This is a genomic window from Faecalibacterium sp. PGM34 (assembly GCF_054456555.1).
The window spans coordinates 1,213,928-1,230,652 of sequence record NZ_CM136898.1; the positions used below are offsets into that span (position 1 = coordinate 1,213,928).

Annotated in this window: 20 protein-coding genes; 16 read left to right on the forward strand and 4 right to left on the reverse strand. The window is 50.7% G+C overall.

Translation table 11 applies throughout. The annotated features are described in order from the left end of the window. Positions 1 to 66: 66 nt before the first annotated feature. Entirely contained in the window at positions 67 to 372 is a 306-nt protein-coding gene (locus ACXPUX_RS05705) for a hypothetical protein (protein ID WP_256266576.1), read from the reverse strand. 253 nt (positions 373 to 625) lie between these two features. Between ACXPUX_RS05705 and ACXPUX_RS05710 the strand changes: the two genes are divergently transcribed. From ACXPUX_RS05710 to ACXPUX_RS05765, 12 genes are all read left to right on the forward strand, one after another. Then, positions 626 to 946 carry a helix-turn-helix domain-containing protein gene (locus ACXPUX_RS05710; protein WP_458830701.1) on the forward strand — a complete coding sequence of 107 codons (321 nt, stop codon included), beginning with the start codon at positions 626 to 628 and terminating at the stop codon, positions 944 to 946. Positions 947 to 1,061: 115 nt separating this feature from the next. Next, positions 1,062 to 1,202 carry a hypothetical protein gene (locus ACXPUX_RS05715; RefSeq protein ID WP_458830703.1) on the forward strand — a complete coding sequence of 47 codons (141 nt, stop codon included), beginning with the start codon at positions 1,062 to 1,064 and terminating at the stop codon, positions 1,200 to 1,202. Continuing rightward, positions 1,192 to 1,497, forward strand: a complete 306-nt coding sequence (locus ACXPUX_RS05720; RefSeq protein WP_117949743.1) for a helix-turn-helix domain-containing protein — start codon at positions 1,192 to 1,194, stop codon at positions 1,495 to 1,497. Before ACXPUX_RS05715 ends, ACXPUX_RS05720 begins: the two co-directional genes overlap by 11 nt. 551 nt (positions 1,498 to 2,048) lie before the next feature. After that, complete coding sequence (locus tag ACXPUX_RS05725; RefSeq protein WP_117949741.1) at positions 2,049 to 2,294, forward strand: hypothetical protein; 246 nt, start codon at positions 2,049 to 2,051, stop codon at positions 2,292 to 2,294. Then, positions 2,272 to 3,300, forward strand: coding sequence for a ParB N-terminal domain-containing protein (locus ACXPUX_RS05730; protein ID WP_458830705.1), 1,029 nt, complete (start codon positions 2,272 to 2,274; stop codon positions 3,298 to 3,300). Before ACXPUX_RS05725 ends, ACXPUX_RS05730 begins: the two co-directional genes overlap by 23 nt. Further along, a complete protein-coding gene (locus ACXPUX_RS05735) occupies positions 3,293 to 4,063 on the forward strand; it encodes a DUF6551 family protein (RefSeq protein WP_055190039.1) in 771 nt (256 codons plus the stop codon). Before ACXPUX_RS05730 ends, ACXPUX_RS05735 begins: the two co-directional genes overlap by 8 nt. Before the next feature lie 85 nt (positions 4,064 to 4,148). Beyond that, positions 4,149 to 4,526, forward strand: coding sequence for a type II toxin-antitoxin system PemK/MazF family toxin (locus ACXPUX_RS05740; protein ID WP_458830708.1), 378 nt, complete (start codon positions 4,149 to 4,151; stop codon positions 4,524 to 4,526). Between the two features lie 65 nt (positions 4,527 to 4,591). Next, positions 4,592 to 4,810, forward strand: coding sequence for a DUF6462 family protein (locus ACXPUX_RS05745; RefSeq protein WP_055190037.1), 219 nt, complete (start codon positions 4,592 to 4,594; stop codon positions 4,808 to 4,810). A 186-nt stretch (positions 4,811 to 4,996) separates the two neighbouring features. After that, positions 4,997 to 6,223: a tyrosine-type recombinase/integrase gene (locus ACXPUX_RS05750; RefSeq protein WP_417949499.1), complete on the forward strand. Its 1,227-nt coding sequence runs from the start codon at positions 4,997 to 4,999 to the stop codon at positions 6,221 to 6,223. A gap of 497 nt (positions 6,224 to 6,720) precedes the next feature. After that, the gene (locus tag ACXPUX_RS05755) at positions 6,721 to 7,326 is read left to right on the forward strand and encodes a helix-turn-helix domain-containing protein (RefSeq protein WP_302190695.1); all 606 of its coding nucleotides are present in this window, start codon (positions 6,721 to 6,723) and stop codon (positions 7,324 to 7,326) included. 108 nt (positions 7,327 to 7,434) lie between these two features. After that, positions 7,435 to 8,100, forward strand: a complete 666-nt coding sequence (locus ACXPUX_RS05760; protein WP_022156502.1) for a phosphatase PAP2 family protein — start codon at positions 7,435 to 7,437, stop codon at positions 8,098 to 8,100. Positions 8,101 to 8,589: 489 nt separating this feature from the next. Beyond that, positions 8,590 to 8,841 (forward strand): DUF6061 family protein, encoded by a 252-nt coding sequence (locus ACXPUX_RS05765; RefSeq protein WP_458830709.1) that lies wholly within the window; start codon positions 8,590 to 8,592, stop codon positions 8,839 to 8,841. A 91-nt stretch (positions 8,842 to 8,932) separates the two neighbouring features. Here the strand turns inward: ACXPUX_RS05765 and ACXPUX_RS05770 are convergent, their stop codons facing one another. The 3 genes from ACXPUX_RS05770 to ACXPUX_RS05780 are packed head-to-tail and all read right to left on the reverse strand — an operon-like array spanning position 8,933 to position 13,242. Then, positions 8,933 to 10,408, reverse strand: a complete 1,476-nt coding sequence (locus ACXPUX_RS05770) for a glycoside hydrolase family 32 protein (protein WP_458830710.1) — start codon at positions 10,406 to 10,408, stop codon at positions 8,933 to 8,935. A 26-nt stretch (positions 10,409 to 10,434) separates the two neighbouring features. After that, complete coding sequence (locus ACXPUX_RS05775; RefSeq protein ID WP_458830711.1) at positions 10,435 to 12,279, reverse strand: ABC transporter permease subunit; 1,845 nt, start codon at positions 12,277 to 12,279, stop codon at positions 10,435 to 10,437. Positions 12,280 to 12,294: 15 nt separating this feature from the next. Further along, complete coding sequence (locus ACXPUX_RS05780) at positions 12,295 to 13,242, reverse strand: ABC transporter permease (RefSeq protein WP_458830713.1); 948 nt, start codon at positions 13,240 to 13,242, stop codon at positions 12,295 to 12,297. Between the two features lie 396 nt (positions 13,243 to 13,638). Between ACXPUX_RS05780 and ACXPUX_RS05785 the strand changes: the two genes are divergently transcribed. The 4 genes from ACXPUX_RS05785 to ACXPUX_RS05800 are packed head-to-tail and all read left to right on the forward strand — an operon-like array spanning position 13,639 to position 16,717. Then, positions 13,639 to 14,646, forward strand: coding sequence for a LacI family DNA-binding transcriptional regulator (locus tag ACXPUX_RS05785; protein ID WP_458830715.1), 1,008 nt, complete (start codon positions 13,639 to 13,641; stop codon positions 14,644 to 14,646). Further along, entirely contained in the window at positions 14,643 to 15,341 is a 699-nt protein-coding gene (locus tag ACXPUX_RS05790; protein WP_458830717.1) for a hypothetical protein, read from the forward strand. Before ACXPUX_RS05785 ends, ACXPUX_RS05790 begins: the two co-directional genes overlap by 4 nt. Next, positions 15,338 to 15,928, forward strand: a complete 591-nt coding sequence (locus tag ACXPUX_RS05795; RefSeq protein WP_458830719.1) for a hypothetical protein — start codon at positions 15,338 to 15,340, stop codon at positions 15,926 to 15,928. Before ACXPUX_RS05790 ends, ACXPUX_RS05795 begins: the two co-directional genes overlap by 4 nt. A gap of 12 nt (positions 15,929 to 15,940) precedes the next feature. Further along, a complete protein-coding gene (locus ACXPUX_RS05800) occupies positions 15,941 to 16,717 on the forward strand; it encodes a hypothetical protein (RefSeq protein ID WP_458830720.1) in 777 nt (258 codons plus the stop codon). Positions 16,718 to 16,725: the final 8 nt, after the last annotated feature.

Consider the following 16,725-nt stretch of genomic DNA (forward strand, 5'->3'; position numbering starts at 1 on the left):
AATGAACTGCTGCTTCATTTTGCGACCGCAGTTCGGACAAACTCGTTTGCTGGCTCCCATAATAGTTTACTGGAGCTTGGCGATAATTTCATCGGCAGACATACCGCTGGCGAGCAGCTTTTTCAATACGGATTCTGCTTCAGCCTTTTTGGATTCTTCTGCGGCCTTTTTTTCGGCAGCAGCCTTTTTTGCCTCTGCTTTAGAAAGTTCCTTTGCTGCAACCTTCAAAGCAGATTTTTTACTTTTCAGCTGGTCTTTCAGTGCGCTGATGTTATCAGACAGTGCAACAATCTCGGCTTCAATTTGCTCCTTGGCAGTGGTCTTTTCAGCAACAACAGCTGCATAGTCAATGTTTGCTTTCTTGGTACGCACTGCGTTCTTGCTTCCTTTTGGTCTAGGCATAGTAGTCCCTCCATCTAGTATTGGAATTTAGCTAACATAAGTATATTCTTTCTGCCTCGAAATGGCAATACTCTTTCACTTCTTGATTGCTATGTGTGGACGGTTTATCCATGTTTTTAGCACTCCTGAACTTCGTATTTTTTGTACGGAGAAAAGGATTATAATTTTGTGCGTAGTACGGTATAATAGGCAAAAGTTTACTGTACGAAAGTGAGGAGTGGCGGTGGACACCATTCTGAATACTATTACTGCCTACCGTGAAGAACGCAACTGGTCGCTATATGATCTAGCAACTCATGCAGAGATGAAATCGACCACCATTTCCACATGGTATAACAACAATGCGACTCCGTCCATTCCTTCGCTTGTAAAGATCTGCGATGCCTTTCAGATCACGCTTTCTGAGTTTTTTGCCAAGGTAGAAGGAAACGAATCCGCCCCAGTAGTACTTACTCCCCAGCAGATGCAGGTCATTGATCGCTGGTCGGTGCTGCGCCCCGACCAGCAGGAAGCAGTTTTGAGTTTATTGAATACGATTCCCTGATTTCACATGGATAGTAATAGGGTTTCACCCTTTTTCTATCATGGAAGGTGTACTGTACATTTTCCATGCTCCGCCCGCCTTGCCATCAACGACGACAAAGAAAGGACGAAGAATCATGAAAAAGAAATTGATTGAGTACAAACCTAGCCCCGGCGGTCAGGTATGCCGCCGCCGAATGTCTGTCTGTTCTCTGACCCTGTGGTGCGGCGATTGGCTGCGCTGGACTGTGGTCGGAGGGCTGGCATATGTACTTTGATTCTTATGCCACAGGCAAGCGAATTCAGCAATTGCGTAAAGCAAATGGAATGACACAGGAGCAGTTTGCTATCGAGTTAAACACTAGCGACCGCCATATCCGTAGAATAGAGCGAGGGGAAGAAACGCCATCAATTGACCTTTATGTTGAAATGGTGGCAACTTTCAATACTTCACTTGATTATTTGTTATTGGGAAAGGCTCCATCGGAGCGTGAAGAACAACTGAAGAGACAGCTTTATGCTAAATTACATCGCATTGCTCGTAACTTAGATGAAATAGCGAGGGACTTGTAATGCGATTGCCCTCCCGGACGGATGACTTGTAATAGTCTCCGTCCGGGAGGGCTTTTTCTATGAAAAAATTCAATTTTCGCTTTTTGAAAGTCGTAAATTTCATTTTATCGCATCAACGATTTATTTTTCTTAAAACCGGACATAGTAGGTCCGGTTTTTGAGTGGAAAACCGGACCAGTTACGTCCTAAAAAAGCGTTCAGTTTTCAAGTACACTATGGTCACAGCAAGGGCACTACCCCAAAACGAGGGAAAAGCCCGGAGTTGTAAGCCGTACCTTGAAAACTGAATATCATTCCCTTGGACAGAATAATGAGACTTCCGTAATTCGCGGCCCGGCCATAAAGAAGGCGGGGTGGCCGAGAGGCCAATGAAAGCGGCTGGTGCAAATCCCCGCTTACCGAGGTGTATTCCAAATCCACCGGGCGTTGAGGACAAATAGGGTGGAACACTTAACTAAGACTCCAAAGCCCACTACCGGGATTCTTTTGAATCAAGGCGGTGGGCTTTTTCCATACCGAATATTCACACCAACGATACGGAGGTAATGATTATGAGCCGTAATTTTTCTCGCAAGCCCGATGAATCGACCCTGACCACCCTCTGCCCCCGCTGCCTGAATGCATTCCGCAATGCGCGCGGTATCCGCGTCCGCCGTGCAGACCCCTACCAGCTCACCAGAGAACCTTGCACCTACTGCCAGACCAATTTTGGCTATGACTATTACATTCAGCCTACCAGCCCTAAAGCCACTTATTTTAAGAAAGGACGGTTCGATGATGAAATTGACTGCGCTTAAAGTTGACCCGGAGTTTCAGGGCAAGATTCCACCACTCACTTTTGAGGAGCTGGAACAACTTGAGAAAAACATCGTCAATGATGGCAAGGTTATCAATCCTATCATCGTCTGGAACGGGCTGATTGTTGACGGTCATAACCGATACGCTATTCTCCAGAAGCATCCTGACATCCCGTATACCGTCCATGAGAAGGAATTTGCAGATCGCTTTGAAGCAATCATCTGGATTTGTAAAAACCAGCTTGGGCGGCGCAACCTCTCGCCGGAACAGAAAAATTATCTATTAGGAAAGCAGTATGAAGCCGAAAAAGTCGCCCATGGCGGTGATCGCAAAAGTACAGATGCAAAATCAAGTTATCATAATGATAACTTGATCAGCGGAGAAAAAACATGTGATCGAATTGCAAAAGAAAATGGGGTCAACAGAATTACGGTCATTCGTGCTGAAAAGTTTGCAAACTGCGTAGACGAAGCGGAGAGAATCTCACCCGGAAGCCGTCAGAAAATTCTGTCAGGTACAGTAAAAGGCACGGCCAAAGACATTATGTCGCTTGCCCGAACCCCTCCTGAAGAACGCTCTGCACTTGTCGAGAAAATCTGTATGCCAAAGGAACCAAAGAAGTCCACCAATAAATCTTCATCCACTACAAAAAAGAAAAAAGCGAAAAAGAAACAGCCCGATGCTGTGGAAGAACTATCATGCAGTGTAGAAACGATACCTGCTGTCATAGAGGAGCCGCCTAAACCTCAAAAAGCATTGACTGAACTGCAAACCATCCGTGTCTTGTCCAATAAGATGGAATCCGTTGAGCAGGTGGCCGATGCAGAAGGAATGCTCAGTGAGGTGGAATCGGCAGCGGATGCAATGATCTATCGTCTGGACGTCTGCTTTGAACATTATCCAGAGTTCCTTAAAAATCCGAACATTCGTCAAAAGGTCGTTGAACTTTTGCAGAAAGCAAAAGAGTATATCGTTAAACTGGAAGGAGAATTTGCCTATGATTAAACTCGTTCATCACGAAATGGTCATCAACAGTAAGTTTCTGGAAGTTCCTCGTAGCTACTACCAGCGGCATCTCAACGCCAGCCGCGTCAAGCGCATCGCTGCTGAGTTTGACGAGCGCATTGCCAACGCACCCAAGGTCAGTTATCGTGACGGTCACTACTATGTCTTTGATGGTCAGCACACCATCGCTGCTCGCAAGCTGCTGAACAACAATTCTGATCTCAACATCGTCTGCAAGGTGTACTCTGGCTTGACCGAACAGGAAGAAGCCCTGCTGTTTGCACAGCAGACGGGTATCTCGGCACCGCTTACGGCAGGTGCAAAGCTGCGCGCCAAAATTCATGGCGGCGACCCGGAAGCCATCGCATTTCAGAGTGCTACCCAGCGTGCCGGATTTGGCCTGAGCTTCAATCAGAGCCATGCAAAATGGAAAATCGCTTGCATCGCTACGGCCTTTGGTGAGTATCGGCAGCATGGCGAACGCATTTATACGGAGGCTCTCCGTGTTCTGGCCGAAGCATGGGAAGGCGACATTGATTCGCTTCGATCCGAGGTACTGCAAGGCGTTGTCCGTTTCATCGCTCTGTACGATCACGAATACGACCCGGTGCGGTTGATTCGTCAGCTCAAGCGTACAAGCCCCGTGACAATCTATCGCAGCGGTCAGGCCATGAGCGGACCGAACTATCAAAAGTATATGCATCAGATTTTGAAAGCCTACAACGGCTCCAGCCGTACCAAGAGCCTTCCCATTAAACAGTAAAACGCTTCATGCTCATGGCAGTTTTCCTTTCTCACTGCAAAGACCGTCCGGGAGAACGGTCTTTGCCTACATAGCGAAAAGGGGGTTGACCGCTATCGTTTATGTGACTAAGAATTTTGGCTTTCGACGTGGCGAGATTTATTTTGCTGACCTTGATCCACATTACGGCTCAGAGCAAGGTGGAAAGCGTCCTGTCATCATTATTCAAAATGATGTTGGAAACAAGTTCGCTCCGACCGTAATTGTAGCTGCTGTGACCTCACGTATTTCCAAAAAGCCTAATCAGCCAACGCACGTTCTTATTGACAAGAACCCCGCTTTCAGCCGACCATCTGTTGTGCTGTTGGAACAGATTTTCACGATAGATAAAGAACGTATCAACAATTTCATGGGGCTGACAAGCGAATGGGAAATGAAACAAATTGAGGAAGCTCTGCTGAGAAGCCTCGGAATAAACAAATAGGATAATTCATTTTGACGAGTACGAATTGGAGATGGAGCAAACAGAAACTGAAAAGAGGTAGATATATGGCATTTGCACGAACCGAAGTCAAAGAGTTGGAACCTATGGTAAAGGCTGGCAAGAAAAAATTCGTCCGCTATCAGGAAGGTGCCGAGTTGTACTCGATGGGGCTGCATACATTTGAAGAGCTTGCCAAAGAAGCCGGGGCAATTTACAAAATCCGGCGCGTTGTCCTTGTGAATCTGGAAATTTTTGAGGAATATTTGGACACCTTTAGAATGTAAGGCTAAATACTCCGTTCTTCGGGGTATTACATATAGGAAAAGTATCAAAAGAAATTACTTTTTCGTCATCGTTGCAGGACAGGAGCAACTTGTGTATCCTTAGAACAGGACGGACGTACCGTACTACATAGGTCGTCATCAGGATATGACTGTTCTCCTTAAATCGAATTTTACGAGGTGAGAAGAATGGCAACAAGAAAAGATTCTCGTGGTTATGCCTTGAAGAAAGGTGAATCGCAGCGAAAAGATGGCCGCTATGTGTTCCGCTATACTACGCTTCGTGGCGAACACAGGTCGGTCTATGCAAAGGAGTTGAGCGAGCTTAGAAAAAAGGAAGTTAAAATACGCAGAGCAATCGAAGATGGTCTTGACCCTGACCGTGCCGAGCGCATTACATTGAACGAGCTGTTTGATGATTACATTTCACAGAAGTATGATCTGAAACAGTCCACCATGACGAACTATAAATATATGTACAACCATTATGTTCGGGATGGATTTGGAAAACTTCGTATCAGCAAAATCAAGTACAGCGATATTAAGAAATTCTATTACTCACTGATTTTAGAAAAAGGATTCAAGCCTAACAGCATGGAAATCGTACATACACTTTTGCATCCAACCTTTACGATGGCTGTCCGCGATGGACTGCTGCGTTTGAATCCCACGGAGGGCGTTATGGCAGAAATTAAGAAAAGTCACTGCTGGGAAAAGACAAAGCGTCATGCGCTGACTGTTCCAGAACAGCGTGCGTTTACCAATTACATCGCCAATAGCGAAGAATACCGCGGGTGGTATCCGTTGTTTACCGTAATGCTCGGTACTGGCTGTCGCATTGGCGAGGTGTTAGGTCTGCGGTGGCAGGATGTTGATTTCAAGAACCGCACGATCAGCATCAATCACAACCTTGTTTATCGTGTGCAGGAAGATGGCACTTGCACCAACCATGTGAATTCCCCTAAAACGAAAGCTGGCATCCGCATTATCCCGATGCTTGATGAAGTATTCGATGCTTTTCTGGAAGAATACCAGTATCAAAAGGTTATTGGTTTCTGTACCGATGAAATTGATGGGTACTCCGGCTTCGTTTTCTGCACTGGCGATGGCAAGGTTTATCTTCCTAACGCCATCAACCGCACTATCCGCTCGATTTGTGCAGACTACAATAAGGAAGAAGAATCCAAGGCGAAGGAAGAAAATCGTGACCCGGTTCTTCTGCCAAAGTTTAGCTGCCATATCCTGCGGCACACATTCTGCACTCGCTTCTGCGAGAACGAAACCAACCTGAAGGTCATTCAGGAAATCATGGGTCATGCGGATATTTCCACCACAATGGATGTATACGCAGAAGCAACCCAAGAGAAAAAGAAAGAATCCATGACCTCTCTGCAAAGCGCATTGCTTGTGCGGTAAGGCATAGATTCAAAATAACAGAAATGTTCTCCTCTGCTGGACAAAGAAGCACATCTCGTTTATCACGGTTTGACAGTGACCAACACCCGTTGTCGCGGTTTCCGTCACGCTCCGTCAAAAAAGGGCTGTGACCAAAACTGTACACAACTTTCGTGGACGCTGTTGGAGTTTGTTGGAGGGTTCTTCAAGAAATCCACCGGGATCGTGGACGTTGTTGGAGCCTGTTGGACGAAAACAGGGCTAGTTCTTGCCACGTCCCCACAATGAAGTCCTTACCGAACGACAAGTAAGAAAACCCCAGTATTTATGCGGGTTTCGGGACTTTCCAAACCGAATAAATTTACCTCTTTACACCAAATTTACACCAATCGGTGCTAAAAACGGTGCAGAGACTAAAAAATCGCATAATTTACGGAATGAATGGGCAGTCCCATAGTGGGATTGCCCATTTCTAATAAAGGATACATTCGTATTTGAGTGCAAAAGGAATGTTTATTATGGAATTAAGTGAAAAATTACAAGAGTTGAGGAAAGAAAAAGGACTCACGCAGGAAGAACTTGCGGAAGCGTTATTTGTGTCTCGCACTGCAATTTCTAAGTGGGAATCCGGCAGAGGAGTTCCCAATATCGAGTCATTAAAAGCAATTTCAAAGTTTTTTTCAGTGTCGATAGATGAGTTATTGTCCGGTGAAGAAATACTTAAAATTGCTGACGAGGATAATAAGCAAAAGGAAAAACATACAAGAGACTTAGTGTTTGGTTTACTCGATTGCAGTTTGATTATGTTTCTGTTTCTGCCTTTCTTTGGACAAAAGGGTGATGAGATTATAAAAGAGGTATCTTTACTTTCGCTGACAGGTACCCCGCAGTATATCAAAATACCGTATTTAATTATTGTATTTGGAATTGTACTTACAGGTGTTTTGCTTCTCGCTCTACAAAATTATGAAGCAGTGTTTTGGTTGAAACACAAACATCAAATATCCATTGTGTTAAGCACAGTTGCTACAATAGAATTTATGATAACACTTCAACCTTATGCAGCCTTTTTCACTTTTGTTTCCTTGGCGATAAAGTCTCTGATGCTGATAAAATGGCGATGATACGAAGCGTGTCGCCAATGTGACGGTGAAATTCTTTTCATTTTTATTCATTCCGCCTATATTGTAAACAGGCGAAAGCCAAATAATTATGGCAAAGGATTGATAAAAATGAAAAAAGAAAAAAGTCAAAAAGTATTGCTTTCAGGAATAGCAATGGTAGTGTTATTTATTTTGTGGACAGTGGCAATAAGCCTTATTGATGTTCAGCCCATCGGGCCACAAAACTCTTCTGTTGGATTTGCAACCTTGAACGGCTTTATCCACAGCCTGACAGGTGTGCATATGGCAATATATACCGTTACGGACTGGTTAGGACTGATACCGCTTTGCTTTATTTTGGGATTTGCGTTGCTTGGACTTATACAGCTTATTAAAAGAAAAAGCTTATTCAAGGTCGATTCCAGTATTTTGGTGTTGGGAGCATTCTATATTGTTGTAATGGCGGCATATTTGTTTTTTGAATTTTATGTTGTCAATTACCGCCCGGTATTGATTAACGGTTTTCTTGAAGCTTCGTATCCATCATCGACAACCTTGCTTGTTATGTGTGTTATGCCGACAGCTGTTATGCAGCTAAACAGTAGAATTAGAAATACAAAAATGAAAAGAGCATTTGCCTTTGCTTTAATTGCATTTACTGCTTTTATGGTAATTGGCAGGTTGATATCCGGTGTTCATTGGATTACTGATATTATTGGCGGGGCAATTTTAAGTGCGGGTTTAGTGATGATTTATTATAGTGTAACCACTCTTATTGCCCGACAGGAAAGATAAAATTCTAACTGAGGAATCACTTATTGACCTTGAGAGATATTTTCTCCCAAGGTCTTTCTTATTATTCGCAAACTACACCAATCCCGATTTTCTCAATATAATTGGGATAATCACAAAGGAAGGGGTGGTTGTACTATGACGGGCAGTTTAGCAAGCGTTCATTTCCAGCGAAAACTACGCCATACGCCAATTTTACGCCAAACGATGCAGGATTTTGTGCAGAGCAAAAAAGCGTTGTTCGCGTTTGCGCAGCGAAGTGGAGCAATGAAAGCCCCAGTGGGGCTTTTAAGCGACAGAACGGTCTTGCGTAAGCAAGATGGAGGGGCCTCGCCCCGACAAGTTCGCGTTTGGTGTAAGAATCGGGCGTGTGGTGGATGAGTGTAGACCTGTAAAGGGCTGCATCAGGAAGTGGCTTTATATATTTGCAAACGGACAGCTGAAACTCTCCACCGCAGAAGAAGCAACTGTGAAGAACTTGGAGGTTTCCTTATGAACAAACGGCTTTCCTGCCGCTACAACATGGACACCAACCGGGTAGAAGCCCGGTTCGAGGGTGGCACTACCCTTACCATCGACTGCATCGCCGTGGAGGACGAATACGGCAACACCCCGGCACAGCGGGCAGAGCTGGACTGGATGCTCTACAACAAGCCCTTGGAGTACGCCAAGCTTGTGCTGGGTGGTGAGATTGAGCATTATCTCTCGCTTGGTTGCGACCACGGCAGGCTGGAAGATCAATAATATAACAAACACAGCCCCGCTTTGGTGAAGAAGAAGCCAAAGCGGGGCTGTATTCAAAAGGAAATGAAGGAGAAATGAAGGGAATATCAGGTTACAGATTCAGCTCGAACTGTTCTGCCGTGATGGTTGCTTTGCCGTCTGCGGCAAAGGTGATGCCGTCGGCAGACTGGGGCGTGTAGATCCATGCGGTCATGGTCTGCTCGCCATCGTTGGCGAAAACTTCGATGCTGTTCTTATCCAGCAGGATGCGGAGCTTGAGCGCACCGTTCTGGCTGCGCACCTTGCAGCTGCGGCGGTGAACGATGTCGGCACGGGAACCGGCATAGCTGCGATCCAGCGTCAGCTCGGAGGTGTAGGGATCGTAGGCCAGGCTGGTGTAATGGTCTGCATCGGCGGCCAGCTTCAGGGTAAAGGAGCGGTATTCGCCGGGCTGCACCGTAACGGTCAGGTCGGCCACACGGCCCTTGATGCCTTCCAGTGCCGTTTCGCTTTGCACCGTCACATTTTCGTGGAAGGTGCGCTTGCCGTGGACGGCGTCCAGCTCCCGCACCGGGGCCTGAACAATGCGCCCGTCCTTGATGTGCAGCTCACGCGGACAGATGGTCTGTCCGAACCACTTGCAGCCTTGGGGCTTATCCTCGGTGTCCGACCAGGTCTGCAGCCATGCGGTCATGATCCGGCGGCCATCCGGGGCAAGGGTGGTCTGGGTGGCGTAGAAGTCGATGCCTCCGTCCATCAGCTGCACATTTTCCCTGGTGAAGGTGTGGGTAGCTTCGTCGTAGCTGCCGATGAAGGCAATCACGTTGTGACCGTTGTGGAACTCGCCCTTGGGCAGCATCTCCATAGGGCCGAGCATCAAGACCTGTTTGCCGTCCAGTGGGAAGAAGTCCGGGCACTCCCACATTTTGCCGTACTGATTGTTGCAGCGTTCCAGCACCGTGACAAAGTGCCAGTCGAAGCCGTCCTTGCTCTGGAACAGTGCCGCTGCGCCGCTGCCGTCCTCGGCCAGGCAGACGGTGACGGCAGAGTAGGTGCCGTCGGCCTCACGCCAGATCTTGGGGTCCCGGAAATCGAACTTGCTGAAGCCTTCCGGCAGGTCTTTCTGGGTCAGCACCGGGTTGCAGGCAGGCTTTTCGTAGTCGAGACCGTCACCGATGGCGATGCTCTGGGTTTGGATATCCCGCATCTCCCCATTGGGCTGCTTTTCTGCCACCACGCTAGTGTACATTAGCAGCTGCTTGCCGTCATCCATCTCGGTGGCAGAGCCGGAGAAGCAGCCGGGGCCATTGTCTGCCGGGGAATCCGGGGCAAGTGCACAGGGCAGATACTCCCAGTGCAGCAGGTCGGTGCTGACGGCGTGACCCCAGTGCATGGGTGCCCACCGCACATCGTAGGGATTATACTGATAGAACTGGTGAAACTTCCCTTTATAATAAGAGAAACCGTTTGGGTCGTTCAGCCAGCCCACATAGGGGGTCATGTGGTAGGCAGGGCGTTCCGCCGGGGAAATGGCAGCGCCGTGCTCGGCCTCGTAGGCACGGGCTTTTTTCAAAATTTCACTTGGCATCGCGGATGCCTCCTTGCGTCTTAGAATCAGGCGTTCGCCTTGTAGCGGTCATATGCGCTCTGGTAAGCTGCCAGCAGCTTATCCATGCCGCAGCTATTGGTCAGGGTGTCCAGATAAGCTGCCCACTCGCTGTCGGAGGGGCCGCCGTCCTTCAGCCACAGACCTTCCTGCTCAGAGACTGCATTCTCAAAATCAGCACGGTAGCGGTCGATGGTGTCCAGTTCCTCGCTGGTGAACACGCAGTCGATGGGGTAGGTGGTGGTGTCGTCCACAAAGGGCATCCAGAAGTCCTTCAGGTCGGTCAGACGCTCGATGGCGCGGTCCTCCATGTAGAAATACTCGTCGTAGTACTCGCTGAGGATCAGCTTGGGACCCCAGACCTCGTAGGTGGATTTCAGCTCACCGGCACCCTTGTTGTACTTTGCCTTGGCTTCTTCCTCGGTGATGGACTTCCACTTGCCGTTGGCATCCTGCTCGGTGAAGAACACGCCGATGGGGCCGTACTGCAGCTGCATCACTGTCTCGCCGTCATACCACTGGTCAAAGAACTTCAGCAGGTTGGCGGGGCTCTGGCACTTGTTGGTCACGTTCAGGTTGCCGCTGTTGGTACCGCCGCCGGTACGCACGGTGACGTTGTGGGTGCCGTCCGGGCCGTCCAGCACGGGCAGGAACACATAGTCCTTGGCGTAATCGCCCATCAGTTCCTCGATGTACCACCAGGTGGAAACGCCCAGATAGCCCTGTGCGCCCTTAGCCAGCAGCTGGTTGGTATCCTGACTGAACATCTCCACGTCCATCAGACCCTCGGCGTACCAGTCGTGGAAGTAGGTGACCGCCTTGCGGTAGTTGTCCTCGGCACAGACAAAGCGGCACTTGCCGTCCTTCTGCAGCACCAGATCGTTGCACACATCGTTAGGCCAGTTGGTGAAGCCGAAGCCTGCGTAGAAGATGTTCTGACCCCAGCACCACTCGTCAAAGCCGGTGGACATGGGGATGGTGCTGCCGGGAGCGTTGCCGTAGACCTTGGCAGACATATCGTTGTCCTTGAAGGCCTTCAGGGCGGTGTGCAGCTCGTCCAGCGTGGTGGGCACTTCCAGCCCCAGCTCGTCCAGCCAGCGCTTGTTGATCATGGAGAACTGCGGAATGGTGAAGATGCTGTAATCCGCGTCGTCACCGATACCGGCAGTGCCCATCTGCTCGGCAGCGGGCAGACCGTAGATGCAGGCCACCATGCTGTACACCACCATAACTGCCATGATGGAACGGCTCAGGGGGATGACCATCTTTACAAAGACGGTCCACTTGGAGGCACCGTCGATCTCGGCGGCCTCCAGCAGCTCCCGGGGAATATTGTTCTCGAAGAAGTTGCGGACGATGATCACGTTGCCCACAGCCACCACGCCGGGCAGGAACAGCGCCCACATACTGCCCAGCAGACCGGTCTGCTTGACGATGAGGTAAGTAGGCACCAGACCGCCGCCGAAATACATGGTGATGACGAAGAACAGGCTGATGTACTTGCGCCCGGGCATATCCTTCACGCTCAGCGGGTAAGCCACAAGATAGATCATGACCACCGAGTAGATGGTGCCGATAACGGTGTACTTGATGCTGTTCATAAAACCGGAGAACAGCGCACTGTCTGCAAACACCGCCTGATAGCCCTTCAGGGTGAACTGGCTGGGCAGCAGGAAGGTCTTGCCGGCGTACACGTCGTAGGGATCCGAGAAGGATGCCACCAGAACGTAGTACAGCGGGTAGGCCACGATGAGCATGACGGCGGCGCAGATGACCACCAGAACGATGTCGCTGACCTTATCGGACAGACCGCCGGGCTTCTTTTGACGGGATGCTGCAATGTTTTTTGCCATAACGGTTCGCCCCCTTTACACAAAGCTGACGTCTGCCGCCTTCTTGGCGATGCGGTTGACGACGATAAGCAGGATGATGTTGACCACCGTGTTGAACAGACCCACAGCGGTGGAATAGCTGTACTTGGCGTTGATGATGCCCTGTTCGTAGACGTACACGGCAATGATGTCGCTGGTGGCCTTGTTCAGCTCGGTCTGCAGCAGCAGCACCTTTTCAAAGCCCACGTTCATCAGGTTGCCTACGCTCATAATGAGCTGCAGCACGATCATGGGTACCAGTTCCGGAATGTCGATGTGCAGAATGCGCTGGAACATGGACGCGCCATCGATCTTAGCGGCTTCGTACAGGCTGGTATCCACAGCAGCCAGACAAGCCATATAAATGATGGTGCCCCATCCGGCTTCCTGCCAGATGCCGGATGCCACGTAAATGGTACGGAATGCGGTGCTCTCCGAGAGGAAGTCCACGCTGGTGCCCAAAATCAGGTTCAGCAGACCGCCCGAGGGGCTGAGGAAAATCTTGATCATACCACAGATGACCATGGTGGAGATGAAGTGGGGTGCATACAGCACCGTCTGCACCACCCGCTTGAACTTTGCAAAGCGCAGCTGGTTGATGCACAGGGACAGGATGATGGGGATGGGGAAACTCCACAGCAGGCTGTACAGGCTCAGCAGCACGGTATTCTTGATCATGCGCACACAGTTGGGTGCGGTGAAGAACCGTTCAAACCAGTACAGGCCGACCCACTCGCTGCCGGTGATGCCCCGGCTTGCCTTGAAATCCCGGAACGCGATCTGGATGCCGTACATGGGCCAGTACTTATAAACGATGGTCAGCACCACCGGGATCAGCAGCATCACATAGAGCTGCCAGTTTTCCCGCAGCTGTTGGCTGAGGCTTTTGCGGTGGACCGGGATGGCGTCCAGCTGACGTGCAGCAGCTGGAGAGGTCTGCGTCATAAAAACTCCTCCTTCTTGTTTTTACGCTGCCCACAGGCCCGTGGGCGGGGCCCCTGCCGTTCGGGGATCGGTTTTGACGTTTTGTGAAACGTTATACGGCTTGCAACACAAAGATAGTACGCCAGCGTTTTTGTGTCAACAGAATTTTGCGCAAAAAAAGCCTTGTATCCATTTTTTCAACGTTTTGTACACTTGTGGTAGGATATTTTTGTGTAAAATGCATCATCGTGCATTCGTGAAACGATTCATGAAATTTCACGAAAAAGTCTTTACATTCTGGAAAAACCATGCTATACTGAAGCTGCAAGAACCTCAGAACTACAGGGGATGCAGCAAGATTCCCTTTGATATATCCGCTTGATATAAAAACGTTTCACGAACAAAGGAGTGGACCGCATGGCAAAACAGAACACCGCCCCTACTATGAAGGATGTGGCCAAGGAGGCAGGGGTCTCTCTGGGCACTGTATCCAAGGTCATCAACGGCATCCCGGTGGGTGACGAGTACCGTAAAAAGGTAGAACAGGCGATCAAAGCACTGGATTACCACATCAACGCCTACGCCAAGGGGCTGAAGAACAACCGCACCTACACTGTGGCGGTCATCCTGCCCAACCTGCTGAACCCTTTCTTTAGTATGGTGGCACACTACATCAACCGGGCGCTGGTCAACCGCGGCTACCGGATGCTGCTGTGCGATACGGAATACGACTACACCAAGGAGCAGGAAATGGTACAGATGGCGGCGCAGAACAAGGTGGACGGCATCATTGCCCTGACCTACAACCCCGACCTGAAGATCCCCCCGGATGTGCGGTCGGTGTCCATCGACCGCTATCTCAGTGGCAGCACCACCTGCGTGGCCTCCGATAACTACAACGGCGGGCGCCTGGCGGCCCAGAAGCTGGTGGAAAACGGCTGCAAGAGCCTTGCCTTCCTCCGCACCGGCTCTCCCCTTGCCAGCGAGACCAACAAGCGCCGGGACGGCTTTGTCGCCGAGTGCGAAGCCATGCAGCTGCCCTGCACCCAGAAAATTTTGATAGACGGTGCACCGTTCAGTGAATCCGAGCACTTTAGTGAATTCGAGCACTTTTTAGAAGAGAACCTGAAGGACGGACGGCTGGCGTTTGACGGCATCTTCTGCGTCACCGACAAGCTGGCGGTCGCCGTCATCAAGGCGCTGCGCCGGATGGGGCAGCGCGTGCCGGAGGATGTGCAGGTGATCGGCTACGACGGTCTGCGCGCCTTTGGAGATCAGGACTACTACTGCTCCACCATCATCCAGCCGGTGGAGGCTATGGCTGAGACCTGCGTGGAGCTGGTGCTGGGCGAGACCAACCCCAACACCCCCTCTCTGCTGTGCCTGCCGGTGCGCTACGCCTACGGCGGCACCACCAAGGCATGACCGCCCCGGAAAAAGGCCGGTGGTACCGGTTCAAAAACTGGCTGCATTACCACTGGCTCTACCTTATCATTGCGGCTGTGGTGCTTTGGGTCGGCATCAGCTGGCTGGCAAACGCTCTGCACTGGGGCGAAACACTGCCGGATTACCAGATCGCCTATGTGGGCAAAAGTGCTCTGCCGGAGGATACCGCCCACGCCATTGAAGCTGCCCTTGCGCAGTACGGCGAGGATCTGAACGGTGACGGAATCGTTGCGGTCAAGCTCAACCAGTATGTCAGCGATACAGAGGACGTGGAAAACGCTTCCACCTATGCGCTTGCGGCGCAGATGCAGTTTCTCTCCGATATGAATGCGGAGGAAAGCTATTTCCTGCTGCTGGATGACCCGGTGCATTTTCAGCTGGACTATCAGGCACTTGCCAACTGGGACGGCACTCCGCCGGGCGACAACGACTATACCGCCGCCGGAAAGACCGTGTCTTGGGCAGACTGCCCGGTGCTGGCGGCCGCAGACCTTGGCAGCTACCGCACTACCGTCCTTGGTACTACGGTCACCGGGGAAAGCGCAGAGCTGGTCAAGGGGTTATCTCTGGGCCGCCGTGCCTTTTATGAGGAAGCAAAAAACCAAAAAGCCACCCTTGCCCGCGAAGGGGCACAGCGGCTGTGGGAGATTCTGACGGAAGGAGCAACTCCATGAAACGGAAATGGCTGTGTGTTGTAGCACTTGCGCTGGCGGCAGTTCTCTGTACTGGCTGCGGTGTGAAGGATGAAAATTTGAAAAGTGACCCGCTGGTAAATGCCGACGGCACCGCCCCGGTGGGCAAAACGCTGGTTGCCCCTGCCCCGCCGGAGGGCTTTACCCTGCTGGACAACAAGGACATTCTTGCAGCCAACGGTCTGTACTATGCTTCTTGGGTCAGCGGAGAACCCCAGCCCTATGAAAACAGCGAGGGAAAAACCGTGAACCTTTACGATGCCCAGCTGACGCTGGTGGTGCAGGAAAACAAGACCGAAGAAAAGGCAGCTTCCGCAGTTTCCGGCTGGCAGGAGCTGGCGCAGCAGAACTACGATATTTCCGACACACAGACCCTGACTGCTGCCGGACAGGAGTACACTGTCATTCAGTTTACCTATCAGGACGAAAGCAACCCCTATGCCTTTGGCGTTGCCGCCTTTGGACAGAAGGGCACCAGTGCCATAGAGTGGGAGCTTTCCTGTCAGGAAGGCTACACCGGCGATGCACTGGCTGTACTGACCGAATTTCTGAACGGCTGCACCTATTAAGGAGGCGTAGAAATGGGCTTATTCTTTCCGAGTGACCCGATCATCCACGGCCAGCGTGCCACTGGTCTGCCCCGGTATCAGGAGCTGCTGGAACGGGACTGGAAAAGCTTTCTCTTTGCAGATTTTGTCACCTTGGGTCTGTGCATCCCCTACGGGCTGGGAGTGGGGTACGCACTGCTTTCTTCCAGTCTGCTGGTGCTGATCCCGGTCTGCGTGGTGGGCGGACTGCTGGTGGGTCCGGCCATCTCCTGCCTGATGGACGCGCTGTTCCGCAGCTATCGGGATGCGCCCCGGGGCTGGTGGGAGAACTACTGCAAGGGCATGAAACAGAACTGGAAAGCATCCCTTCTGCCCGGTGTGGTGTTCAGTCTGGCACTCGGCATCGAGCTGTTTTTCGGCATGGTGCTGTTCTCCGGCGAAGGGATGCCCGGTATCGGAACCATGGCTGTTTTTCTGGCCGGGCTGCTGATCCTGTTCATGCTGTTTACTGCGTTCTGGCCGCAGGTGGTGCTGTTTGAGGAAAGCAACCTCCACCGCCTGCAAAACGCTGTGCTGTTCTGCCTGAAATACGGCAGGCACGTTTTGGGTGCAGCCGCACTTCAGCTGGTATGGTGGCTGCTGTTTGTGTTGTTTTTGCCGTGGACGGGGTTTCTTGTGCCCTTCCTCGGTGTGTGGTTTATCTGGTTCGTCTGCTTCTTTTTGCTGTACAACGATTTCAATGCCGCCTATGGCATTGAAGAAAAAATCAGTCAACAGTTCCCGGAGCAGACACCCCGCTATGATGAATGATAAGGAGA